The following is a 23,516-nucleotide window of genomic DNA, read 5'->3' on the forward strand; positions in this document are numbered from 1 at the left end:
CAGCCGAAAGAGTCGTTTTATTGAGCGTATCTTTTCTGTTGCGGCTATTCCGAAAGATGTCTTGGTATTTATTATGTAGCCCCTCCATCAGTGAACTTCTCCTGAACGCTACACAGATTGTCACTTAGGATGGTTTAGTCAGCTCATAGCCCGTTTGCACGGGCTATGTAGTAAAACCATAATTTAACTATTAGCATCATAAATTTTTAGGAGTAATTATTTGACCAAGTTGTTCTTCTGGTTTCAGCATTGAAGTTTCATCTAATTGGAACTTTTCTTTTACCTGTTGAAAAAATTCGGTACGTGATAAAAAATTTTCATTCGATGTTCTCAATAAAGTAGTTAAATTTTTCATTCCCTCATCACCAATCACCCAGCCGCCTTTCTTGTCGTATGCACATGTAACAGATTGAAAATTATCTCGACCGTCAAGAAACTCTATAATCAAAGTACCAGGAAGAGTACCTTCTTTTAATAACCAGTTGCATTGGCTGTTTTCTTTTAATTTTTCATGACTATCTTCTGAGCTCATTTTGGGAAAGACAATTTGATTCTGTTTTTTTTCCTTACCAAAATGTGTAAATCGGGATTCTACATAAACGGGTTTCATTTTTTCTTTTATATCGTTGCCGTCTTTTTGCATTTTTTCATGACTTATATGTCTTTGCTGCGCTTGTTCTTCTTGTTTTATTTTAAACTCCTTCATCTTATGGTTTAATGGGGCACTGGGATATACGGCAGGAGTACCTAATTCCGCTAAATCATAAGAAACAATATTGAACTCTCCTTTTTCATTTTCATTGTACTCAACACATAAAGATAATGTACGAGCAGGAAAAGTAATACCACTACTCATATATGTCGATAATTTCTCACGAGATTCAAAATCCAAATCAAGACGCCACGTATATTTTTGCTCCTCAATGGCTTTCACAATATCGTCATTTTTGACTTTATTAAGCTCAAATATATTTTTTATACCAATATCGTTATAAGCTATTTCAAATATTGTAAAGTGTGGATTGGCCATTTTTATATATCTCCATTTTTATTTTTGAATCACTTGGTTCAAATTAAGTACAATTATAGCATGAATTTTATTCTCCATATAGCTTTGTCACGTAGCTTTGACGTGAACAAAGTTATAACTCGAAAATTTTTGCTTCATCTTCATCAATCTGAATCTATTAACGTTCTGGGTAACACTAGTTGCAATCCATGCAAATTACTTGAATAAATCGCGGGCTTTTTTATTAGGGATGCACTCACAAATGGTGTTCAGAATAATTAGAAAAACCAATAAGCTTTGCTGGTCGACTACGATTGAACCCAAGCTATAGAGAGTTTCTGCGCATTTCTATATGTGGAATGCCATCTTCTTCATACACTTTTCCATATATTTTAAATCCAAATTGCCCATAAAATTTTGTTAAATAATTCTGCGCAGAACATTTAATGTTAACGCTCGGGTAATTAGCGTCACAATAAACTAACAATTCTTCCATTAGTTTTTTTCCATATCCTTTGGTACGAGCAGATTTTTCAGTTACCACGCGACCGAATACAACATAATTCTCAGCAGGGGTTGGAGGAAATAAACGAAGATAAGCAACTAATGAGCCGTTATCCATACCCAATAAATGTAACGCCACGGGATCTTTCCCATCCGGATCAAGATAAGCACAATTCTGTTCCACTACAAATACATTCGAACGTAAGGTAAGAACAGCATAAAGTTGTTCCACAGTTAATTGCGCAAAGTCATACCAATTAAAATGAATCATGAGTGCTTTTATTTATCCTTATTTTCAATGAAATCAAATTTATTATAACTGCTAGCCAAATCATTCAATGCTTGACCACTAACCCGATAGACTGTCCAGTCGCTCATTGGTTTGGCACCGAGTCGCTCATAAAATTTAATTGCGGTATCATTCCAATCCAATACCCACCATTCAAAGCGCCCACAGTTTCGCTCTTTAGCCAATTGAGCAAGGCAAGCCAGCATCATCTGCCCTACCCCTTGGCCACGTACCTCAGATTTTACATAGAGATCCTCTAAATAAAGACCTGGTTTGCCTAAAAATGTAGAATAATTATGAAAGAATAATGCAAAACTAACTGGTTTCTCATCAAGATATCCAATAATTACTTCCGCATGAGCTTTAATACCAAATAAAGTCTCTTGCAATAGCTCCTCAGTTGCCACCACCTCATGCAGCAATTGCTCATATTCCGCTAACTCCTTAATAAATTGTAAAATTAACGGTATATCGGTGGCGGTTGCAAATTTGATTTTTAGATTATTGTTCATAAAAGATTTCCCAGTTTTCTCATTACACGCTTTGCTGAGCAGCCGGGACTGGTTCAACAACCCCTTCCCTTTGAGTTGGAACCAACACCTATTTTTGTGGTCACTCACCAAAAAAACTACTCTGATAAAGGAATACAATGGTTGCTCCAATTAATTACTAAAAATATAGAGCAACTAGAAGCAGAAATACACAAATCCAACGCTACAAAAAATTATTAGGTTACATTAGTGATAGTGAAGTACCTAAACCCTGTTTTAAGGCATTCATATATACAGCATGGGCAATACTGATATCCTGAATAGCCAGCCCCACCGATTTAAATAGTGTGATTCGTTTCTGGTTCGGTGTCTGATTCGCATTAACTATGGCCCCAAGCTCTTTGATATCCTCCTGTCGAATACATCGCTCTTCTAACGCTGAAATTACCTCCCCAGCTTCAGATAAGGCGGCTTCTAGTTGATCAACAACAATGACGGCTTTAGCCATTACATCATTATTAATTTCACGCATCTTGCGCGTATGCGAACCCACTGCATTAATATGAACATCTGGCTTTAAATCCGCCAAACATATCAGTGGTTCAGTACTTGCGGTAGCTGTACAAATAACATCCGCATTTTTCACTGCCTCGCGAATGGTTTGATGACATTCAACCTCATACTTATCTTCTATTTTTTGAGCAAATCTCTTGGAGTTTTCAAAACTTCGTGACCAGATTGAAACGTTTCGAATGGGCCGAACACTGGCAACCGCTTCCAGTTGCGTTACTGCCTGCACTCCAGAACCAATAATTGCCACCTCATTAGCATTTTCTTTTGCAAGATATTTAGTTGCCAATCCTGAAACAGCGCCAGTACGCATTGCAGTCAAATAACCGGCTTCCATAATGGCCTGTGCTTCACCTGTTTCCTCGTTAAGCAGTAACATGACTCCATTTATCGCAGGTTTCTTTTTAGCTGTATTATTGGGAAATACTGAAATGACCTTTAATCCCAGAGCATTTTTCTGGCTAAGATAAGCAGGCATAGTCAACATCAACGCGTTTTCTTTTTCTACGGCTACAGGGGTTCTTAGAGGTAATATTGTCTGGCGCAAATAAGATTCTTTAAAAGCTTCCTCCATTACGGTTATCGCTTGCTTCATATCGATACACTGTTGCACCTCACGCTGTGACAAAACCATAAAGCTCATGTTGAAAACTCCATTATGTTGTAGAAAAAGCGAGACTACTTATCTGATAATTTTAACTGAATGAAAAACTAAATACTTAATATTTCCATAAGACTTCCCCATTATAATGCCGATTAAAAGAACTATTTTGCCAATATTTATTCATTTAACGTATTGAGATTACAGAACATCTAATCAAATGAAATTCTTGGGCAGTGTTAATAAGGCATCCAATATGAGCAACTCCCTTCATAAATTGATTGAAGAATATAAAGAATTCATGAAAGAGGAATTCATCCTATTTTCAAGAACCTCTTTATCAGGCGCAAATTATTACATGCTTGTACCCAAAAACCGAGAAAAAAGTAAAATCCAAACAGCAAATGGTGAGCTTACAACAGTAGGCCTTCATATTACTGTTTATGAAAAAGTAAGGAAAGAAGTTCAAAACTCGACTTTTCATATTACTATTAACTTAATTGATGAAAATAAAAATGGGGATGTTGCAAGAATCTATTACTCAGAATTAGGTCAATATCTCTTTACAACTGTCAAAAATAAAGAAAATACTTCTATCGACACTGTTCCAGAAAGCCTATTGAAATTTGGAATCAAAAACATAGCTCCTTTTGTTGCAAAAATTTCGAAGTTAAAACAGGATTATCTTGCCCAATACAAGCTTCTTGAAGATAGGCTCAAGCAATTGAGTATTGAGCTGGACCATGGCGATTCCTCAGCGTTACAAAAAAAACTCTTGGCGTATAAGCAAGAATTGGAGAGGATGATTAGCCATATTCGTTCGGGAACGCTGTTTAATCAAGAGCATGTATTTGAATTAAAACACTATAATGATTTGCTGATGGACACGGAAATAAAATTAAGTCAGTTAGAGCTGGCGGCTAAAACAAATCCGCCACAAACAGTACAAGAAGTCGCAAAGAAATCTCAGGTTGTCATTACCTCATTTAAAGTTGAGAAGCAGGCTAAAACAACTCGCTCGGAGCCAAGCCCTAAAGCTTTACAGAGCATTGTGCCTATTAACAAACCTGCTATAAAAAAAGAAGAAGAAGGACCAACCCCTGAAAGAGTAAAAATTGACGAGCTAAATAAAAAAATAGCAGCTATTTTACACTCAGGAAGTTTAAGTTCTGTTGGGAAAGTACTTCAAGAATATGAACTACAAAAACACAAGTTTAGTCTGTTAGAAAAAAAACCTGCAAAAAAAGATAAAAAGTCTGATAAAAAAATAGATGAAACTGAATTTCTTGATACATTAATCAGATCTAATCAATTATCGGAAGAAATAAATAAAACGGTTCTAAAAATACTCCATGAAGAAGCGATATATACAAAAATAGAGAAGCAATCTTTGAAATATTTGCTGCAAAATTGTACTTTAAACACAGAGGACATCGTAGAATTGGCGGTTAAAAATAATCGCGTGCAGGTCTTGGAGCTTGTAATGCAGCTACGAAAAGACGTCAATTTAGAAAGGAAAACCAAAGAAGAAAAACAATATCTCTTGGAGATTGCGTATAACAAAGGCTATTTTAATATGTTCAAATGCTTATTGGCTCATAAGGCCTCTCCAGATATCGTATGTACTAATAAGCAGCCTATCCTTTTTGCTGCATGTGCGGATGCACGCCCTGAGGAGATGGAAGCACTACTGGAGGCAAAAGCTAATCCATGGGCTCTAGATCCCAGAGGATTTGCGGCTTTAGGCGCTTTGGTAATGAGAACATCCAAACAATTCAATAAAATTTCAATGGCAAAAGTATTCTTAACTTACGTTCCTCAAGCAGTAGAACAATTGCAAGGCAAGGAAGAAAGCAAATCTACTCCTCTTGCTTATGCATGCCAGGAAGATATGTGGGATGTAGTTGAATTGTTGCTGCAATTTGGCGCCAACCCTAATAACCCACGTCACGACGGTATTACTCCTTTTGGAGTGTGTGTGTATAAGAATAATTTTAAATTATTTAAATATGTAGTAGAAAATTCTACAGTCCCTATTCGAGAAGGATTAGAAAGTGCCTTGGATCTTGCTGTAATTTGTGAGCGTCAACACTTTATTGAATACATTATGCAGTACAGTAAAGAACATCAATTGAACCTATCAGTACCGTCAATAGCTGATGCGCAGAAACGTTACGAGAAACTTAGCTACTCTCCACCTTCATTAATATCTTTTGGAACTAATCTCAAAAGCATCTTTTTTCAAACTTTCTGCGAGGACAATGACGAAGATGATATGCCATTAATAGTAAAGTTCTCATCTAAATAAGCTGGCTTTTCGGTAGCTCATATTAGCGCAGCGTAATACGGGCTACATTTGACACGTTATCTTAACCCCACGCTTCGTGTGAAGAGAGATCCTTTTAATGACATGTTAATGACATGCCCTGGTTAACTAAAAGAAAAATAAACTATAATCCTGTATAGATGGAAGAAATTTTAATACGAGCAAGGATGATGATGAGATCTGTTTACATACTGTATTTATTTTTTTGTTTGCTTACCGCCAACGCACATGCGCAAAATTTAGTCATAGGTACGTTATCTAACGACCCCCCATTTGAATTTAAAGAAGCCCCCCATACCTTTTCAGGCTTTGATATAGACATTATGAACGAAATATGTAAAAAAATGGAACGTCAGTGCACCTTTAAAACATTTAATTTTCACAAGCTGTTTGGAGCACTAAATGAAGGGAAGATTGATCTGGCCATTGCCGCAATTATCATAACACCAGAAAGAAAGAGGCATTTTTTATTTAGTCTTCCTTATAAATTTAATTACCAGCAATTTATCACCTTAGCCCATTCAAGCCTGCAACACTCTTCCCAACTACGTGGTAAAAGAATAGGAATTTATAAAGGTTCCCCTGAACAAAGTGCTGTTTATAACAAATTTAAAGGTCATGTCGAGATCAAACTCTATGACCATGTTGATGAATTGGTTTTTGCGTTAAAAAATAAAAAAGTGGATGCCATTGTATTAGAGTATCCTCGCGCCATGTATTGGCTTTCCAATACTAAAGATTTTAAACTGCTTGGTCATCAATTTCGAGCCGGAGAAGGATACGGAATAGTTGCCAAATTAGGAAAGGAACATTTAATTCAACAAGTTAATCAGGCGTTAGAAAGAATGGAAAAGGATGGCTCTTATCTTCAGATATATCAACTTTATTTTTAAGTCCTTAACTATTTTGGGGTTGGGAGATCTCCTTTATCTATAATGCCTGTTGCTCATTTTTAGAAAATGCTTATAATTAATTAGTAATTAAGCGTAGCATTTTTTGTAATATCTTTAAGACACCTGGATGCACGAAGAGAATATTGTCCCCTCATTAGCAGTAGAATGGTCACAGATTCATAAAATGATCAAATTCTTCCTTTTTAACAGAGCAATAAAATGGCAATAAAAAAATTAACTCAAGAGAAGTCTTCATGTCATCATTGCCTATTTGCTGCTTTTTGCCAAAGTGCCGACGAGGGCACCCCTCTAGTCAGTGGGCACCAATTATTAAAGCGACGAGAGTCTCTTTATTCCTATCGTGATGGATTTTCCCATCTTTATGCTATTAATTCTGGCGCTGTAAAAACATTCCATGTCGATCTCGAAGGACAAGAAAGTGTTCACCAATTCTATTTGGCGGGCGAAATACTTGGTTTTGAAGCTATTTATCTCAATCATTACCCTTTTTCTGCAATTGCTATTACCAATACCAATGTGTGTCGCATTCCCTATGAGCGCCTCATAAATCTTATATCTTCTCGCCCTGATTTAAATCGACATCTCTTGGCCTCTATAAGCCAACGCTTTAGTTTTGGTCAATACGTCACTGCACCGACGGCTGAACAAAGACTATCTGCTTTTTTACTCGAGTTATCAAGACGTCAACCCGACTGCAACACTACAATTGAGTTAGATTTATGCATGTCTCGCCAAGATATTGGAAATTATCTGGGGCTTGCGGCAGAAACAATCAGCAGAATTCTGTCTCGTTTTCAGAAAAATCGTCTTCTTATTATCAAAAATAAAAAAATCAAATTATTAGATCACACGCAACTTCAGTGGATTGCTCAAGATGGATTGGCTAAATCTGACTCCATTTATTGATCTATATCAAAGTATTCAGTAGCCAATCTTTTTATACTTACCTCTCTAGAAGCTCTGTTAATTTTATTAACAGTTGAAATACAAACAATTATTCGGCTTCCATTAGAATCTCGATAAACCCGGTAATCATGAGGTTATGCCATGAAAAAAGAAGACATTCCTTTAGCCATCTCGGAAATAAAAAACTATTTGCTCAGTCTACAACATGCGATTTGTGAATCATTAGCTGCTGAAGATGGGCAAGCCGACTTTGCATTACATCCTTGGGAGAAAGATTTATTCGGCTCTGGAATAACGCGAGTTATTTCTAATGGGCGCGTATTTGAGAAAGGCGGTGTGAATTTCTCTCATGTCTATGGAGATAGCCTTCCTGCTGCTGCAACCCAAACGCGACCACATTTGGCTGGCAGCAAATTCCAGGCCTTGGGTGTTTCCTTGGTGATTCATCCTAAAAATCCTTATGTACCCACCTCGCATGCTAACGTACGTTTTTTTATCGCAGAGCCTGAACAAGGCAATCCGGTTTGGTGGTTTGGTGGTGGTTTTGACTTAACTCCCTATTATGGCTTTGAAGAAGACTGCATTCACTGGCACCAAGTTGCCAAAAATGCTTGTACCCCCCTGGGTGAAGACGCGTACCCTATTTATAAAAAATGGTGTGATGATTATTTTTTTCTAAAACACCGCAATGAACCAAGGGGTATTGGCGGTTTGTTCTTCGATGATCTGAATCAGCATGATTATGAAACGTGCTTTGCATTTATGCGTCATGTAGGAAATGGTTATATTCAGGCCTATCGTCCAATTGTAGCCAGACGAAAGAACACACCTTACGGAGATAAAGAAAGAGAGTTTCAATTTTATCGACGTGGGCGTTATGTGGAGTTTAATTTAATTTATGATCGCGGAACCTTGTTTGGCTTACAAACCAATGGTCGTGCGGAAGCCATATTAATGTCTCTCCCCCCCACAGTAAATTGGATTTACAATTGGAAGCCTGAGAAAGACTCACCAGAAGAACAACTCTACAAAAACTTTTTAATCACAAAAAACTGGATTTAAATTATCATTCATAACACAATCCTTATCTACGTCTTTGCAAAGGCAGTGAAGCATCAGGCTTGTAATTGAACATCGGCCTGGATCAACTTCGTTACACTCGCAAAGACGAAATCAATTAGCTAATTGCCAATTTTATTAAAACCCTGCTCCGGCAAGAAGAAGCTTAATGAGAACTATACAGAATCTTCCTGTCGGGTTTCTGACATAGATCAGTGTTTTAATTATGTAACCAGATATTATTACACCAAGGTTAAGGATAACTTTAATATTAATTGAATAGGTGATATCAAAATGAAAATAAAAACAATGATGACTACCTTCGTAGCAAGCACACTAATTTCTGGTTCTTTAGCTGCCGCTGATTCTTCCTGGCTTGTGAGATTACGTGCTATAGATATGATTCCCAATGAATCTAGCACCATTATTTCTCTAATTGGTGGAGAAGTTACAAAGATTAACAATGTGGTAACGCCCGAGCTCGATTTCAGCTATTTTTTTACCCCCAATATTGCCGCTGAATTAATCCTGGCTACCACACGCCATTCCGTCAAAGCAACGCACACTGCCATCGGTACTGTTGATTTGGGAAAGGTTTCAGTTCTACCGCCTACTTTGACGGCCCAATATCATTTTATGCCAGGACAGATGTTTAGTCCTTACGTGGGCGCGGGCATCAACTTCACCCATTTCTATAACATTAAGAATGGTCCTTTATCCTTATCTACTCATTATGGGGACAGCGTGGGTCCAGCTTTGCAATTGGGAACGGACTTTGCTGTTAATGACCAATGGTCAATTAATATTGACGTAAAGAAAGCATTTGTTAAAACAAATGTTACCGTCAATACCGTGTTAGCACCTGTATCAACTAAAGTTACAATTAATCCTTGGGTTTTTGGTTTTGGTATTGGCTATCGCTTTAGCTAATTTACCACTAATAAACTATAAAGATCCTGCAAGATACAGCATCACTTGCAGGATCTTACTCTAATTTAAAAATAATCTGCTTTTTATTCGTTAATTTGTTGTTGGCATTTTTCCTGAGCTGTTTTTTGACAGTTAGACTGACAATCTATTTCTTCTGAATTTAAACAAATAGAGTTAATACAGGTTTGCGTGTTTTCGCTAATGCACTTCATAGCATCAAATTTTTCACTGCCGATTACATCCTGAGGAATATCAGCGGCGAATATTGCATAAGAAAATAAACTAAAAAAGACTACGCTCAATAAGGTTATTACATAGTTCATAGTAATTCCTTTTAAATTATAAACTAAATAAATTATAGTTCCTTTTAATAATTTGCTACGGTTTCATTAATAAATAAATCATGCGAAACTCAACAATAAATTCCTTCACTTCATGAGCATCACAGTATGCGCAGCAAAAAAATATTATTAACTAATTTCAGCCATGCCCTATATAGTGAGTCGGTATGTTTAAGGCCCGACAATGAAAAACAACTTGCTGAGTACGTTACCAATAATAAGCCGGTGAATATGCTTGCCAGAGGAGCAGGACTCAGTTACAACGACAGTTGTTTGAACAAAGATGGACTTATTATTGACACCAAACGTTTTAATCATCTCATTCATTTTGATAGCAATTCAGGAATAGCAGTGTGTCAGGGCGGCACTTTATTTAAAGACTTATTTTTACTGGATCCTGATTTTATTCCAGCTGTAATACCAGGAACAGTGTATGCAACCGTTGCTGGAGGTTTGGCTCATGATGTTCACGGTAAAAATAATCCTCGTGAAGGAAGTTTTGGCCATCATGTGGAGTGGTTTGAATTAATCATCAATGATAAAACAATCCGTTGCAGTCGGGAGCAGCACTCAGACTTATTTCATGCAACTATTGCCGGATTAGGTTTAACGGGCATTATTACCCGTGTCGCCATTCGCTTAAAAAAAACCTCGCGATTTGTTCAAGTAGAAAACACCGTCGTTGATTCAATTAAAACATTAACCGAACAGATGTCTACCAATAGTACTATTCATGATTATCAGGTCGCCTGGCTTGACTTGCTAAGCCCAACTCCACGTGCCCTATTGTCTTTAGCAAACCATTGCCCCCCTGTTCCATGTAAAGAAAGAAAATCGCATACTGTCCCCAAGTTACCATTTAGCCTGATCACATCATGGAACATGAAATTGTTTAATAAATTTTTTATTAATAGTAAAAAAAACCAGGAACAACAGAGTCTGGAAGAATTCAATAATCCCCTGGATAAAATAAGCCGATGGAATAGACTCTACGGCCCTAAAGGATTAATTCAATTTCAGGCAGTGTTTACTCAAGACCATGCCATCGATACCCTGGAACGCTTAATAAAGCTGATTCAACTCCATAAGGCTACCCCTACCCTGGCCGTACTCAAATTATTCAGCCAATCGGGTGAGGGATTACTCTCCTTTTGTAAACCAGGTTTTACACTGGCTATTGATTTCATTCATAATGCACAGGCAAAACAGGCTATTACAGCAATGAATCAATTGATTACTGAGATAAACGGACGTATTTATTTAGCTAAAGATTTGTTACTCAATCCGGACCAATATCAAAAAATGTATGAAAATAACGCCAAATTTTTGCAGATACTCGCCAGTTACCACTGTCACATGCAATCTGACCTTGCAAAACGATTAGGAATAATACAATGATTCCTAGAACATGGGTTATTTTAGGAGCCACATCCATCATAGCGGAAAAATTCGCTCATTGCGTGGCTGCAGAAGGACATCACTTACGTTTAGTTGGACGAGATTCAGAGCAACTGGAAATCATTGCTCAGGACATACGCCTGCGCTATGAAGTACCCTGCGACATAGTACTCATGGAAATGACAGAGCATGCAGATAAATTAATAACTATTTTGAAGCCCTGCGTTAATGAATTAGATTTATTTATTGCACATAGTGATTTTACCGGGAATAACGAGTTAAATCCGCTATCGATTACCAAACTCATCGAAGTCAATGTACTGGCAACTACCCTGCTGACTCATGCATATTTAAATTTGAATCAAACCCAACACTACCTTTTTTATTTAAGCTCAGTAGCCGCCTGCCGAGGACGATCTAAAAACAGTCTTTATGGCGGAAGCAAAGCCGTTATTGAAGTTTATCTGGAGGGGCTACAACAATCGGCATCGGAGACAAAGCATATTACTGTTGTCCGATTAGGATTTATTGATACAAAACAAACGTATGGTTTGCCAGGAATTTTTCACGCAGCAGATCCGCAAAACTGCGCCAAAGCCTGCTGGAAAGCCATTAAAAGAAAAAAACGTAAATTTTATTATCCAGCCTTTTGGCGAGCCATAATGGCCCTTATCACCAGACTCCCTTTCTTTATATACAAAAAAATGGGCGCCATGTAGGTCCCCAGCTGAATTGAATGCCTCAGGCTGCAGTTGTTAAATAGTAGGCTTACAAAATTTCGTATAAAAAAAGAATTCAGTGTGTTATAATTGTGCAATCTTAAGTATACCAAGGTAGTCCATTAAAAATGAGAACACTTATTTTAAAAAAAATACTCCTGCAACACGGTTTTAAACAAGAAGATGTCGCGTTTTTTGAGGATAGAGTCCGATTTAAAATCAAAGACGTGAATCAACAAGAGCTCAGAGAAGAAGGAGCGCCGATCCCTGGTAAAAATGACTCAAGTTATCATAACTATATTTATTCAGATGGTTTCATTTCAAACCTGGATAAAATTGAAGTGACTTATTATCCAGAAGGTCATCAATATCATAAACGAATAAATACCATCAGAATTCCATTGAGTATGTATAAAGATACCGGAGAAACCGCCAATGCAATACACGATACAAATCATACGATCAAAAAAAACGCAGATTCTGTCTTAATCACTGTAGATTATTCCAATAAAAATGGCACTACACCTGCAAATCAGTTACTTAATCAGTTGATATCAGATTTGCAACCAAGGATAGCCAGCTCAGATGATATTAGCCAAGGCCTTAACTACATAAGTGATATGGGACGTCTTCTCCCTCTTATAGGTCTTGGGATACAAAGAGAAGTAAGAGAGATGTTTCTTCAAGGCAGTAAGAATGGCCATTTATTACAGTTACAAGATCGAATAGTCAATTCGCCAGATCAGGTTCAGGATAGATTTATTGACATCGATATAGGCATCTTGTACAGCTACATAGAAAAATTGGTGCGAGAAGAGGGATATTTAGCCCAGCTTGTCCGTAATTATTTACAGTTAGATCAAAAAAACTGGATTTTTGCAGATCAAGATTTACTTAATAATTTTACCAAAAATAAAGATGCAAATTCAGAAAAATTAAAATTGGCGTTGCAAAACAAAGCAGAACCTTTATTTATTAGTACCACTACCGGAAATCATGCCTTTGCGGTCAAAGTTGACTTTCAAAGTAACACCTTGTTTTTGGCAAACCCTGGTGAGGATACGCGAAATTGTGAAGCCATCATTGAGCAATTAAAACAGATTACAGGGTGCACTAATTTTGTGCGAGTGATAACCCAAAAATTAAAAAGAGAAGAAGATATTCCATTTAACGATGTCTGTACTGTTGACTCACTAGCCCTTGCCCAAATGATGATGGATCAACCTTTATTATCAGAAGGTTGCTTGAATAGTATGCCATTAAAAACAGGAGTTTATGTAAAAAACGCGCTAAGCGAGATAGACAAAATAGACGAGATGGATTTAGAACTTCCACCGCATCAACCTTCTGTTAGTACGGACATCCCTTTAAAAACAGCATCTATCCCGGAGAATCCTCATACCCTTGAGAAGAACTCTGTACCGGAGGATGAATTTCATACCTCTCCACAAGAAGAGCAATCATTCAGATACGGAGTAAAACTCTTAAATGTGACTGAAGATGAGGAAGTTATAGTGCGAAGACCACCTTCTGCTTTTTCTAATCTTAGCATGCAAATATTAGGCGGATTTATAACTGTTCTAGGAGTTGCAGCCATTGCAACTGCCTTTGCAGCGCTAAATGCAGCCACCTTTGGTATTGGCGGATTAGTATTAGCAGGAATTGGGATTGCAGCCACTTTGGCGGGAATTGGTCTCTTTGCGGCAGGCAGCATTAGAAAAGGTGAAAATGTACCGCCCACGATAGAGCAGCCCCTGGCTGTCCTTTAAATTCAAAGACTGTTTTATTTAATAGTTTAGATTTTTAAAATACAAGGTTGGATCAAAATGACCCAACCTTGCTCCATGCCCCGCTCCTATGACTAAAGTGGACTATACTTAAAGTATTTCATTTTTATAGGACAGCATCATGAAAAAATCTGATCAAAATCCCCAAAAGAATAAAAGAAAATTGGAAAAGGAAAATTTAGAAAAGGTATCAGGAGGTCGTTTTGGCCCCTTAAGACCCAGGGATCGATTACCTGGTACTGTTAAGAGAAAATAGCATAATTGCTGATTTGGGGCCGGCGGGACTAGCGATGTTAACTCCAAGTTATTTTTCTCAGCCCGCTATACCCTCAAATCGGATAATTTTCAGTCCATTCCACTGCACGCGGTCATAAATTCTTTCAATGAGCCACTGAGTCTTCCATTTCTTTGAAATGACATAAATCTCGCATTATCACATGCGACCCTCAACCTATATTGCGCCAACGCCTCATAAACAATCCATAATATGCGTGCCGTAGAAAAAGCCTCTAATAAATCTCTTTTAGAATTAAAAACCATATAATTTTTAAGGCAGGCATCCATAAGCCGCAGATATGCATCATCTTCATCGGTTAGTGCATGGTGAAATTTTGCCTGTCGCAAACAGCCTACCAATGAAAAAAACGGATGAGAAATCACTACTTCACCTAAATCAATCATTGTGACATTTTGTAATACATCGTCTATAAGAATGTTATTGTCATGAAAATCACATTGAACAATGGTTTGTTTGATGGAGTAGTCGGATAATTTTTCACATAAATTGGAAACCTTGGGAAAGAGCATCTCTAATTGGCTAATTTCTATTTCTGATAGCCCATCCGCCATCAATGTGTCTTTTTGTGCAAGCAATTGCTTGTATAAAACGGGTAATTTATCTAATCGCCAATCGGGAACGCCAATATCAAGAAAAAGAGTGACATGATCCACAACAGTTAACTGAATAGCGGTAAATTGCTCAATAGCTTTGCAAAGCAATGCTGCATCAAATTGCTTTTTTAAAATTGCTCGTAATGGTCTGCCCGCATCTTTCATTAAAAAACAATTTAATTCAGCATTATGTGCAATAACCTCTGGAACAGAAGCATGAAATTGCTCATGCAAAATCAGGGTAATGATGGCCTCCAAGGCAAGCAATTCCGGCGTATGCTTCAAATAAATGTAGCCAGCAGATGTTGCAAAGCGCACTACATAAGACCAAGGAGTGTTTTGCACCTCTTCTGGCAAGCTGCTTTTTAGGGTATATCCATGAGATAAAAGGTATTCGCATCCCCATTGAATGATTGTTTTATTCAGCTTGTCATTTTCTGTCGCAGATTCAGTTGTCATAACGCTGTACTCCAAATAGAACACTAAATAAATTTCTCAATGTCACGCATTGCTCTTTCAACGTATTCTTCTTTTCCCCGACTGGAGCAGCGCTTCAACAGCAGCCTTGCCTCTTCTGTTTTTTTTTTTGCCTACGCTTGTTACAAACAATCTGTATAATGCATCCCTATACTTACCCATCAGAGGATTCTCATTTGAATCACCAGAATCAAACCCCATATGAGCGACTCGCTCCCGATGTTATTTTGGATGCAATTGAAAGCACAGGTTTTCTTTGCACAGGCAGCTTACTCGCGCTCAATAGCTATGAAAACCGGGTTTATCAAGTAGGAATTGAAGATGCGCCCCCCCTCATCGTGAAATTTTATAGACCCCATCGCTGGAGTTCACAGGCGATTTTAGAAGAACATCAGTTCGCACTCGAATTAGTACAACATGAAATTCCCATTATTGCACCCCTAATTATAAATGGTCAAACATTGCACCATCATCTGGATTTCAGATTCGCACTTTTCCCCAGACACGGCGGCCGCCCTCTAGAATTGGATAATAGCGAACAATTAGAATGGATGGGACGCTTTATAGGACGTTTACATGGCATCAGTTCCTGCCGGTCATTTCAACATCGCATCCAGCTAAATGCTCTAAGTTATGGTCAGGAGCCTTATGAATTTCTCATTGAACAAAATTTTATTCCGGATTATTTAAAACCTAATTTTTGCAAAACAGTCGAAACGGCCTTACAAAGAATCAAGCAGATATTTGAATGCATTGGTCACATTGCTCCAATACGCTTACACGGTGATTGTCATGCAGGAAATATGTTATGGAGCGAATCAGGCCCTCATATTGTGGACTTAGACGATTGCCTCACTGGCCCGGCGATGCAAGATATTTGGATGTTACTTTCGGGCGAACCAAAACAAATGGAGGTGCAACTGGCGAAGATTTTACAGGGATATTGTGAATTCCATGATTTTAACCCCCGCGAACGCCACTTAATTGAGGTATTACGTACATTACGCATGCTGCATTATTCAGGATGGCTGGCAAAACGCTGGACTGATCCAGCATTCCCTTTGAGTTTCCCATGGTTTAATACGCCTGTATATTGGCAAAATCTGGTGGTAAATCTTAATGAACAGATTGAATTATTAGATCAAATTGAATGTTAGTTGGGAAGCCGGGCTCGCGGCCAACAAGACCATGAAAGCAAAACTCTTTACTCAATAACTTATTCAATAGCCCTAGATAAGACTTTAGAGAATAAATATCTGTTTGCGCTCACTATGTATTTATTTCAGCTCCGAATTGATAATAATTGAATAATTTGGCTATATTATGACATTTGATGATAAAAAAAATCTTATTGAGGTATGTTTATTTGAAAGCTATCTCGCCCAATACTTTATTGAACACCCAGAGATCTTCCAACCACTTATTAATAAAGTACTTGAAGCAGTTGAACAGATAATTACTAGCAATTCTGAAAACTCCATGTTCAATAGAGTGCTATTTTCGGTCTTCTCGCAATTAGTCGAAGAATGTCCAGAGATAAAAGATATGAATGCACTCAAAGGATCTAAGTCGCTAGTTGCCTTTGATACTTTTTGTAAGTATTTTGCCGAGCGCATCATGGTGCTTACTTCAATAAAACTACCCGAAATAGAACTGGAAAACTCTGGAGAAATAACCTCGCTAAGTACTTTAGCCCAACATTCATTATTTAAATCCAAACAATACGGGGAAGCCATTTTTTTAAAAAAAATGAGACCCGCTTATCTGTTTTCAGATAAAAACAGAGGCGTGATAGAAATCACCGATTTAGATAGTGAAAAAGAAACCCGAAATTTAGGTATTTTATCTTCCGAGAATACGCCTGATAGCCTAAAAGACTTTTTTTCATTGCCCCACTATCCCTCCCGACAATACTATAAAGCTAAGGAAGATAGCCTTATGGCACTATGGCTTAGAGAACATTACTTACCTGTTATTTCTGGTGCATCAGGTGGCATAGGAAAAACCGTAAGCAAAATTAACTCGTTTGTAATGCTTTCTAAAACAGAATATCAACTGTTAGGGATTTTAGTTGCATCCTCTACAATTGCTCTTGGGCATCATTCATTTTTTGAGGTGATAAGACCACTGAGCTTTTTTAGCGGAGAATTAGAAGAGAAAAGCAATTTACTGGAGTTTTATGAGCAAGCTATCCCAGAAGAAGTGAAGCGTTTGCCCTCTTATCAAGCGCATATCGCAAGTCATTTCAAATTAATAGAAGAGATAACTTTTGGCGCACTCGAAGGCGAATATAATTTTACTAAATAAATTTATTGAGTTTTTAGCCTGGATGAGTACAGCGTAATCCAGAAAATGTTACCCCCTTTAACTTTGGCCAGCCGGCCTTAGCTCTAAAGAGGGTTGCTTAATCTGCCTTTAAGATTTTTAATATTAACTAATTCTTGTAATTTTATCTGGCTTGGATGAAGTGTCCTCTTTCTCTTCACTAGCTGGTTTAAACAGCCTTAAATTCTTACCCATCAAACCTGTTTCTTTAAATTCTGCTGATGAAGGTTGTGAAGAGGTGGACTCTGTGGAAGATAGCGTTTTATTATCGCTTGGGACTCTCATCTGAGTAATATCAAGCTCATCTAATAATTCATAGTCCTCAGTCAATTGCTTTCTTAATTCAGGATTTTTCATACGTAAATAGGTAAGCAGCTGACGTCCACTGGCCTTACAGATTAACAAAAATAATAAAGTAGTTTGCTCTTTAGTTTGGTTGCAAAATACTGGGTTTAGTAAGACTTCGATTGAAATCTGTTTCACCATCGCTTCATTTTCAAAGCATAACCGCTTTAAAACACTTACCCCCTCTTCACTACGTGCTAACCAATGTAGGCAAAATGCATTGGTTAGCGTCGCTGTAGTTACAACATCTGTCCATGCCGTGACTGGGATGTCTCTAATATAATTTGAATTTGCCTCCAGTAAGGCAACCAACAATTGAATACCAAAATTTGCACTGCACAGAAGTTGAAGAGGAGTAAACTCAAAGCTACTCAGAGGAGCTCCGATTTTTATTAATAAATCTTGAACAGGAAAAAATTTCACATAGGATGGCTCTCGCCGTAATTTATCGCCCAGTATAAGTCGTCCCTCCGGGGTTAGCATAAGAGAGTAATAAGGAACAGTACCACAAGCAGAAGGTAAACCTTTTCCTGAAAAACCATTTAAAAAACGAGTTAGAAAATCTTCGTAAAGGTTTGGATATTTCGTGAATAGCTGAGTTATTTTTTCCAACCCTTTTTGGCTACGACTTAAACTACCTAAAATAGAATTAGGAAGTGGCCCTTCATCGATGTTGCTTTTACTAATTAATATTTCAGCCGTAAGATTTTTCTCTATTTCTGGAGTTAAAAATAGGTCCAATAAATTACTTTCTTCATTATAATGGTAAGCTAACCAGTACAATGGTGAGGTTATTGCAAATAATCCGGCCGCCTCAGTTAAAGAACGAGTTAAATCCTCTAACGATAGCCCTGCTATGAATCCAGGATTTTTTTCCACGAGCATATTTAAAATTTTATGCCCTGTTAGATCAGACGTTAAATAATAGAATGCGGTGGTGTTAGCCTCTTTACCCGCCTCTGCTGTTCGCATACGTAATAATTCTTGAAGCGAAATCCCCTTAACCAGGTTATCGTTTATATCAAGTAACGCTTTAAGCAACTGACGACCGTCAAATTTAGTCGTTAACCAGTAAAGAGCAGAGGTATTTATAGTTGATAAATTTATCCCCTGACGTCTAGTCATTATCAGAGGGCGTATCAGGCCTTCTAACTCCAGGAATCGTGCAAGATTTTGATTTAAGCTAAATAAATTCTTTAAGACACTTCGACCTTCAACGCTCGAACTTAGCCAATACAGCGGAGAATCTCCATACGTGTTGCGATTTTCTGTATTAGCAAATTCTAAATCAGCAGGAAAAATATACTTTGCTAATTCTGGTTTGACTTTTAAAAAATAGTTTAGTAACTGACATCCATCTGCATGGGTGCTTAATGAGTATAATGGAGAAACACCTTCACTATTTTGTCGAGTCAATTGTTCAGCTAAACGCTTTGCAGGAACATAGGAGATAAAGTCAGGTTTCAATTCTAATATTAACTTGAATGTTCTCAACGCTTCCTGATTTATCGTTAACCAATAAAAGGCGGGATTCCAAGTATTGGAGAAGAGTGAATCCATTAATTCTTCAAGGGACAGGCTTGTGATTAATTGTGGATTTGCTTCAATCCATTGATTCAATAAACTTATTCCATAAACACTCAACCAGTAAAACGGCGAGGTATTCGAAAATAATTCCGTAGAACGGGGCTTCATGAATGCAGAAGCAGATATTTCTGTAACCAATTTTTGATTCTGTTTCAACATTAATGTCAGTACAGCCTCGCCACCAAAATGAAAATCATGAGTTAAATAAAATAAAGGAAAATTGTCAGGCTGATTAAAAGGGGTAGTTAAATCAGAGGCTGAAAAATTTTTTATTAAATGCGGGGCGCGTAAAAACAACAATTCTAATATAGAACGCCCTTCGCCAGATTTTGATAAAGTTAAGAAAGGTGTGCTTTCTTCTTTATCAAAAGAATATGTTTTTGTTAAAAATTCAGGAGATAAATGTAGAAATAGCTGAGGGATGTTTGTAAGTAACTTTTTCAATAAATCCCTTTCCAATAGAACCATTGAAAGAAAACGTCCATCAAAATTACTCTGCAAACCTTCTACTACTACTTTGATTAATTCATCATGTTGCCCGAGTACAGATGCTAACAGTCTTTGATTATCTTCTTTCTTGATAAAATCAATAAAGCCACAAGAATTCCCTTTTACATTAAGCTTAAAAAAGTCTTCAATACTGGGATCTTTAAGCAGATTAATAAGCGTTTTTCTGGAAAAAATTTGGGGCAACTTAAGTCCCGTAGAGGCAGAAGGATGGTCTTCCTTTTTCAGTTGTATATTCGAGGTCTTTTTATTGTTCGATTTTATTATATAAGGCTGCTTTACTTTTTGCTTAACCGGCTTACTGTTCTCTTGCAGTTTCTCAGTTTCAATTTTTCTGGCAATTTCCTCATTTCCATACTGCCGTTGTTTATCAGCTTCCTTAAGCCAATCGATTTGCGTATCTGATGCAAGGTCAGTAAACACAGTAGTTTCCTGCTTTATAGCGGTTTTCTGCAATAAATTGCTCAAGTGAGTTAGCTGCTTTAAATCCTGGACAATGATTAAATGGTTTTGAGCACGCGTAAACGCAGTAAACACCCTATTAAATAATGGTCCAAAACTTATATCCCTATGTCCCTGTTTGGCACGATGCTTTGGTGCAACCAAGCTACCCTCGCTGACTTTATTTTTCAGTAACACATTGGCCTGTTTGAATTCCTCTTTGTCAAACAAGCGAAAGGCAACAACTGTTTTGTATTCAAGTCCTTTGATTTGTTCGGGTGTAAATACCAGCGGGGTTTGAAATAGTTTAATCGCTTCATCTTTAAACTCTTCATACGTCACCACCACAAGTTCTTTGTGACGTAATTTTTGCAGTTCTGCCGCTGAAGAATTATTAAGCCATTCAACAAAACCTTTTTCATCTTGTAAACTAGGCGCAGAAACAATAGTTTTAAATTCTTTTTTATCAGCGATACCTCCAGTCAGAGTATTTTTAACTTCAATAATCCTGTTCGCCAATTCCACAATAACAGGATGACAACGATACGTTGCATTTAATGCGAAATGTGCTGCTTTAGAATAACCTTCGCTCAAGATTTGCAATAAATAATCACGTTTTGATTGCTCATCTTCCAGACTTTGATGCGTATCCATGCATGCGGCCACTTGATACCCTTCGGTTAAGTCACGTAGATTCTTTAACTGACGATGTGATAAATCCTGCGCCTCATCTACTACCACGAAAGAAAATTTGGGTTTACTTTTTATTGAATAAAATGCCGGATGGATGCATTGGGTTTCTTCCAAATGAGCTAAATAAGCCTGAGCCATTTCCCAAAGCCATTGTCTCTTTTCCCGATCAGAAATTAAGGATTGTCGTTCCCCCAGGTTGAAATACTCCTCAGCTTTATAAGCAGTGAGAATCCGTAACTCTCGATAGATTAAAGACGTCTGTTTACCAAAGCTATCCAAGTCAAAAGAAGTGCTTTTTCGGTGTTTTAGTCTGGCTTTGTAGTTTTCAAACCACACTTGAAAATGCTGATCACCAACGATTTTTTGTGTTGTGATATCAGGTATGCAGTCATTTAAAAGTTCAGTATAGGTACGAAATTGTACGGTCTTGGGGCGTAAATTTTGTGCTACAGGTAATTCATTCCATCCCGCTTCCAGCATCTTTTTTAAAGGTTCAGACTGGGTGATATACAGTATGGGACCACCTTCATACGCTTTTTGATTAACTGCTTGTTCTAAAAGAGACAACGCAACACAGGATTTACCTGAACCAGGCGGACCACTAATTACAGCGGGCAGTGTGGCTCCTCTTGCTGTTTGTTGTTCCTCATTGAACTCAATATACATCTGATTGTAATAGGCAAGAGGCACATACTGTAAAGAGGTAGTGTCGGTAAGGTCTTCTCCCGATAAACCGCTTTCTGTCGTATCAATAAAATCATTATGCTCTATTTGATTTGCAATTACTGGCGCGTTCTTTTCCAGGTAATTCTTTAATACATTAGCCTTTAAGAAAGGACACTTTTGATAATCATGGTTTAAGACTATATCTAATAAAACTAAATAAGATTTTCCCTCTTTCTTGAATGTCGTAAATATCAGGCGATCACTTTTGTTAACGCGTACACTGTAAACACAGTGTCCTTTTAATTTTTTTAAATCCAGGTCTGCTGCTTTATAGTTACCCTGTACCAACTTATGAATGATTTCATGATAAGGTGCGAATCGTGAGGCATCACCTATAATGCCTTGCCAGTAATATACTTTTCCCATTTTCTAACCACTCGAATAAATAAACTAATTCGCTAATGAGGTACAGGTCTTACTGCTCTTTATTTAGCGACGCTGAATTTCCTTGAAGGTTTGATGAAAATCAATGACGGTTCTAGTCTTAGCGCTCACTTGTCATCAATAACATCCAAGTGACACATCTTAAAACAGAGAGAGCAAAAAATGGATGGGTAAAACTACCCACGGAAATGTGAAGTTTTCAATGAAGATATTTGATTAACAAAGCCAGGAACTCATAGCATTCTCATTAAATAAATGTCAGATTAGGATCAATAGAGATCCATCAAATGAGCTATAAATTAAAATAGCTCTTTTTTATAGGATGAAGTCATGAAAAAATCTGATAATCCAAAAAAGAATAAAAGAAAATTGAAAAAAGAAAATTTAGAAAAGATATCTGGAGGTCGTTTTACTCGCCCCAGCCCCTCACCCAGATTTAACTCTGATGATGTTGGGCTTGCAGAGCCTGCTGTTAAGAGAATCTCCGGTAATCCGGATAACAATCACGTCAGTCATTGACATAAAGTCTCGCTTCTTGCATTAATTGGCGCATGTGTCTTACTGCCTCCTTAAATCCACAAAATAAGGCTCGGGCAACAATGGCATGTCCTATGTTAAGTTCAAGTAACTCTTTAATTGCGGCAATGGGTTTAACATTGTGATAATTCAACCCATGTCCCGCATTAACAATCAGATTTAAACTCGCAGCATAGCTTGCAGCTTGTTTAATTCGCTCTAACTCACTATTTTGCTTCTCTATACAGGTTGCATCAGCATAACAGCCGGTATGTAGCTCAATTACTGGGGCACCAATTTCTGCAGCAGCTTTAATCTGCTCCATATCGGGATCAATAAACAAAGACACTTCGCTACCCATTTTTTGCAAACGTCTCACTGCATGCTCTACCGTCTTCTGGTGAGTTAAAATATCCAGTCCACCCTCTGTAGTTAATTCTTCACGTTTTTCAGGAACTAAACAGGTATGCTCAGGTAAAATTTCTTCTGCAAAATCCAGCATAGCCTCAGTAACCGCTAATTCAAGATTCATTCGTGTTTGCAGCACTTGTTTAATTAAGCGCACATCACGTGCCTGAATATGGCGCAAATCTTCTCGCATATGCAGAGTAATACCATCAGCACCTGCTTCTTCTGCATCCATTGCGGCCTGAACCGGATCAGGATAACGTGTTCCGCGAGCCTGGCGCACTGTTGCAACATGATCAATATTAACGCCCAACAATAATTCTTTATTCATTCTGCACCATAAAAATATAAAAAGAAAAGTATAATAGACTT

The 23,516-nt window shown here is 37.6% G+C and carries 20 protein-coding genes; 12 read left to right on the forward strand and 8 right to left on the reverse strand.

The window, feature by feature from the left end; translation table 11 throughout:
- Positions 1-196: 196 nt before the first annotated feature.
- The 4 genes from LOX96_RS09860 to LOX96_RS09875 all read right to left on the reverse strand — a co-directional run bounded on the left by LOX96_RS09860 (position 197) and on the right by LOX96_RS09875 (position 3,506).
- Complete coding sequence (locus tag LOX96_RS09860; protein WP_250421737.1) at positions 197-1,030, reverse strand: hypothetical protein; 834 nt, start codon at positions 1,028-1,030, stop codon at positions 197-199.
- A 304-nt stretch (positions 1,031-1,334) separates the two neighbouring features.
- Entirely contained in the window at positions 1,335-1,784 is a 450-nt protein-coding gene (locus tag LOX96_RS09865) for a GNAT family N-acetyltransferase (RefSeq protein ID WP_250421738.1), read from the reverse strand.
- A gap of 8 nt (positions 1,785-1,792) precedes the next feature.
- On the reverse strand, positions 1,793-2,314 hold the full coding sequence (locus LOX96_RS09870) for a GNAT family N-acetyltransferase (RefSeq protein WP_250421739.1): 522 nt from the start codon (positions 2,312-2,314) through the stop codon (positions 1,793-1,795).
- Between the two features lie 220 nt (positions 2,315-2,534).
- On the reverse strand, positions 2,535-3,506 hold the full coding sequence (locus tag LOX96_RS09875; RefSeq protein WP_250421740.1) for an ornithine cyclodeaminase family protein: 972 nt from the start codon (positions 3,504-3,506) through the stop codon (positions 2,535-2,537).
- A gap of 214 nt (positions 3,507-3,720) precedes the next feature.
- Here LOX96_RS09875 and LOX96_RS09880 point away from each other — a divergent pair, with 214 nt between their 5' ends.
- The 5 genes from LOX96_RS09880 to LOX96_RS09900 all read left to right on the forward strand — a co-directional run bounded on the left by LOX96_RS09880 (position 3,721) and on the right by LOX96_RS09900 (position 9,599).
- A complete protein-coding gene (locus tag LOX96_RS09880; RefSeq protein WP_250421741.1) occupies positions 3,721-5,772 on the forward strand; it encodes an ankyrin repeat domain-containing protein in 2,052 nt (683 codons plus the stop codon).
- Between the two features lie 191 nt (positions 5,773-5,963).
- Positions 5,964-6,683, forward strand: coding sequence for a transporter substrate-binding domain-containing protein (locus tag LOX96_RS09885; RefSeq protein ID WP_250456363.1), 720 nt, complete (start codon positions 5,964-5,966; stop codon positions 6,681-6,683).
- A gap of 219 nt (positions 6,684-6,902) precedes the next feature.
- Entirely contained in the window at positions 6,903-7,610 is a 708-nt protein-coding gene (locus tag LOX96_RS09890) for a Crp/Fnr family transcriptional regulator (protein ID WP_250421743.1), read from the forward strand.
- A 141-nt stretch (positions 7,611-7,751) separates the two neighbouring features.
- Positions 7,752-8,672 (forward strand): oxygen-dependent coproporphyrinogen oxidase, encoded by a 921-nt coding sequence (gene hemF, locus LOX96_RS09895; protein WP_250421744.1) that lies wholly within the window; start codon positions 7,752-7,754, stop codon positions 8,670-8,672.
- 291 nt (positions 8,673-8,963) lie between these two features.
- Positions 8,964-9,599 (forward strand): OmpW/AlkL family protein, encoded by a 636-nt coding sequence (locus LOX96_RS09900; RefSeq protein WP_250421746.1) that lies wholly within the window; start codon positions 8,964-8,966, stop codon positions 9,597-9,599.
- Positions 9,600-9,682: 83 nt separating this feature from the next.
- Here LOX96_RS09900 and LOX96_RS09905 read toward each other — a convergent pair whose 3' ends face one another.
- Positions 9,683-9,922 (reverse strand): hypothetical protein, encoded by a 240-nt coding sequence (locus LOX96_RS09905; protein WP_250421747.1) that lies wholly within the window; start codon positions 9,920-9,922, stop codon positions 9,683-9,685.
- 126 nt (positions 9,923-10,048) lie between these two features.
- Here LOX96_RS09905 and LOX96_RS09910 point away from each other — a divergent pair, with 126 nt between their 5' ends.
- The 4 genes from LOX96_RS09910 (at position 10,049) to LOX96_RS17565 (ending at position 14,100) form a co-directional block, all read left to right on the forward strand.
- Positions 10,049-11,338 (forward strand): FAD-binding oxidoreductase, encoded by a 1,290-nt coding sequence (locus LOX96_RS09910; RefSeq protein ID WP_250421749.1) that lies wholly within the window; start codon positions 10,049-10,051, stop codon positions 11,336-11,338.
- A complete protein-coding gene (locus tag LOX96_RS09915; protein ID WP_250421751.1) occupies positions 11,335-12,057 on the forward strand; it encodes an SDR family NAD(P)-dependent oxidoreductase in 723 nt (240 codons plus the stop codon). Before LOX96_RS09910 ends, LOX96_RS09915 begins: the two co-directional genes overlap by 4 nt.
- A gap of 128 nt (positions 12,058-12,185) precedes the next feature.
- A complete protein-coding gene (locus LOX96_RS09920; RefSeq protein ID WP_250421752.1) occupies positions 12,186-13,826 on the forward strand; it encodes a hypothetical protein in 1,641 nt (546 codons plus the stop codon).
- Between the two features lie 139 nt (positions 13,827-13,965).
- Entirely contained in the window at positions 13,966-14,100 is a 135-nt protein-coding gene (locus LOX96_RS17565) for a hypothetical protein (protein ID WP_284498352.1), read from the forward strand.
- Positions 14,101-14,189: 89 nt separating this feature from the next.
- Here the strand turns inward: LOX96_RS17565 and LOX96_RS09925 are convergent, their stop codons facing one another.
- Positions 14,190-15,194, reverse strand: a complete 1,005-nt coding sequence (locus LOX96_RS09925; RefSeq protein ID WP_250421754.1) for an aminoglycoside phosphotransferase family protein — start codon at positions 15,192-15,194, stop codon at positions 14,190-14,192.
- Positions 15,195-15,388: 194 nt separating this feature from the next.
- Between LOX96_RS09925 and LOX96_RS09930 the strand changes: the two genes are divergently transcribed.
- Positions 15,389-16,369 carry a serine/threonine protein kinase gene (locus LOX96_RS09930; RefSeq protein ID WP_250421755.1) on the forward strand — a complete coding sequence of 327 codons (981 nt, stop codon included), beginning with the start codon at positions 15,389-15,391 and terminating at the stop codon, positions 16,367-16,369.
- A 166-nt stretch (positions 16,370-16,535) separates the two neighbouring features.
- Entirely contained in the window at positions 16,536-17,519 is a 984-nt protein-coding gene (locus LOX96_RS09935; protein ID WP_250421756.1) for a hypothetical protein, read from the forward strand.
- A 123-nt stretch (positions 17,520-17,642) separates the two neighbouring features.
- Here LOX96_RS09935 and LOX96_RS09940 read toward each other — a convergent pair whose 3' ends face one another.
- On the reverse strand, positions 17,643-22,202 hold the full coding sequence (locus LOX96_RS09940) for a DNA/RNA helicase domain-containing protein (RefSeq protein WP_250421757.1): 4,560 nt from the start codon (positions 22,200-22,202) through the stop codon (positions 17,643-17,645).
- 348 nt (positions 22,203-22,550) lie between these two features.
- Here LOX96_RS09940 and LOX96_RS09945 point away from each other — a divergent pair, with 348 nt between their 5' ends.
- Positions 22,551-22,739: a hypothetical protein gene (locus LOX96_RS09945; protein ID WP_250421758.1), complete on the forward strand. Its 189-nt coding sequence runs from the start codon at positions 22,551-22,553 to the stop codon at positions 22,737-22,739.
- Here LOX96_RS09945 and pdxJ read toward each other — a convergent pair.
- Positions 22,729-23,475, reverse strand: coding sequence for a pyridoxine 5'-phosphate synthase (pdxJ, locus tag LOX96_RS09950; protein ID WP_250421759.1), 747 nt, complete (start codon positions 23,473-23,475; stop codon positions 22,729-22,731). The genes LOX96_RS09945 and pdxJ overlap by 11 nt on opposite strands.
- Between the last annotated feature and the right edge of the window lie 41 nt (positions 23,476-23,516).

It is taken from the genome of Legionella maioricensis, from assembly GCF_023618015.1.
Taxonomy (GTDB): Bacteria; Pseudomonadota; Gammaproteobacteria; order Legionellales; family Legionellaceae; genus Legionella; species Legionella maioricensis.

Bases quoted from the DNA above. Each gene is read 5' to 3' on its own strand.
- LOX96_RS09860 (WP_250421737.1), bottom strand. From the start codon at position 1,030: ATGGCCAATCCACACTTTACAATATTTGAAATAGCTTATAACGATATT.
- LOX96_RS09875 (WP_250421740.1), bottom strand. From the start codon at position 3,506: ATGAGCTTTATGGTTTTGTCACAGCGTGAGGTGCAACAGTGTATCGAT.
- LOX96_RS09920 (WP_250421752.1), top strand. From the start codon at position 12,186: ATGAGAACACTTATTTTAAAAAAAATACTCCTGCAACACGGTTTTAAA.
- LOX96_RS09905 (WP_250421747.1), bottom strand. From the start codon at position 9,922: ATGAACTATGTAATAACCTTATTGAGCGTAGTCTTTTTTAGTTTATTT.
- LOX96_RS17565 (WP_284498352.1), top strand. From the start codon at position 13,966: ATGAAAAAATCTGATCAAAATCCCCAAAAGAATAAAAGAAAATTGGAA.
- LOX96_RS09940 (WP_250421757.1), bottom strand. From the start codon at position 22,202: ATGGGAAAAGTATATTACTGGCAAGGCATTATAGGTGATGCCTCACGA.
- LOX96_RS09915 (WP_250421751.1), top strand. From the start codon at position 11,335: ATGATTCCTAGAACATGGGTTATTTTAGGAGCCACATCCATCATAGCG.
- LOX96_RS09890 (WP_250421743.1), top strand. From the start codon at position 6,903: ATGGCAATAAAAAAATTAACTCAAGAGAAGTCTTCATGTCATCATTGC.
- LOX96_RS09900 (WP_250421746.1), top strand. From the start codon at position 8,964: ATGAAAATAAAAACAATGATGACTACCTTCGTAGCAAGCACACTAATT.
- LOX96_RS09870 (WP_250421739.1), bottom strand. From the start codon at position 2,314: ATGAACAATAATCTAAAAATCAAATTTGCAACCGCCACCGATATACCG.
- LOX96_RS09910 (WP_250421749.1), top strand. From the start codon at position 10,049: ATGCGCAGCAAAAAAATATTATTAACTAATTTCAGCCATGCCCTATAT.
- LOX96_RS09925 (WP_250421754.1), bottom strand. From the start codon at position 15,194: ATGACAACTGAATCTGCGACAGAAAATGACAAGCTGAATAAAACAATC.
- hemF (WP_250421744.1), top strand. From the start codon at position 7,752: ATGAAAAAAGAAGACATTCCTTTAGCCATCTCGGAAATAAAAAACTAT.
- LOX96_RS09880 (WP_250421741.1), top strand. From the start codon at position 3,721: ATGAGCAACTCCCTTCATAAATTGATTGAAGAATATAAAGAATTCATG.
- LOX96_RS09885 (WP_250456363.1), top strand. From the start codon at position 5,964: ATGAGATCTGTTTACATACTGTATTTATTTTTTTGTTTGCTTACCGCC.
- LOX96_RS09935 (WP_250421756.1), top strand. From the start codon at position 16,536: ATGACATTTGATGATAAAAAAAATCTTATTGAGGTATGTTTATTTGAA.
- pdxJ (WP_250421759.1), bottom strand. From the start codon at position 23,475: ATGAATAAAGAATTATTGTTGGGCGTTAATATTGATCATGTTGCAACA.
- LOX96_RS09945 (WP_250421758.1), top strand. From the start codon at position 22,551: ATGAAAAAATCTGATAATCCAAAAAAGAATAAAAGAAAATTGAAAAAA.
- LOX96_RS09865 (WP_250421738.1), bottom strand. From the start codon at position 1,784: ATGATTCATTTTAATTGGTATGACTTTGCGCAATTAACTGTGGAACAA.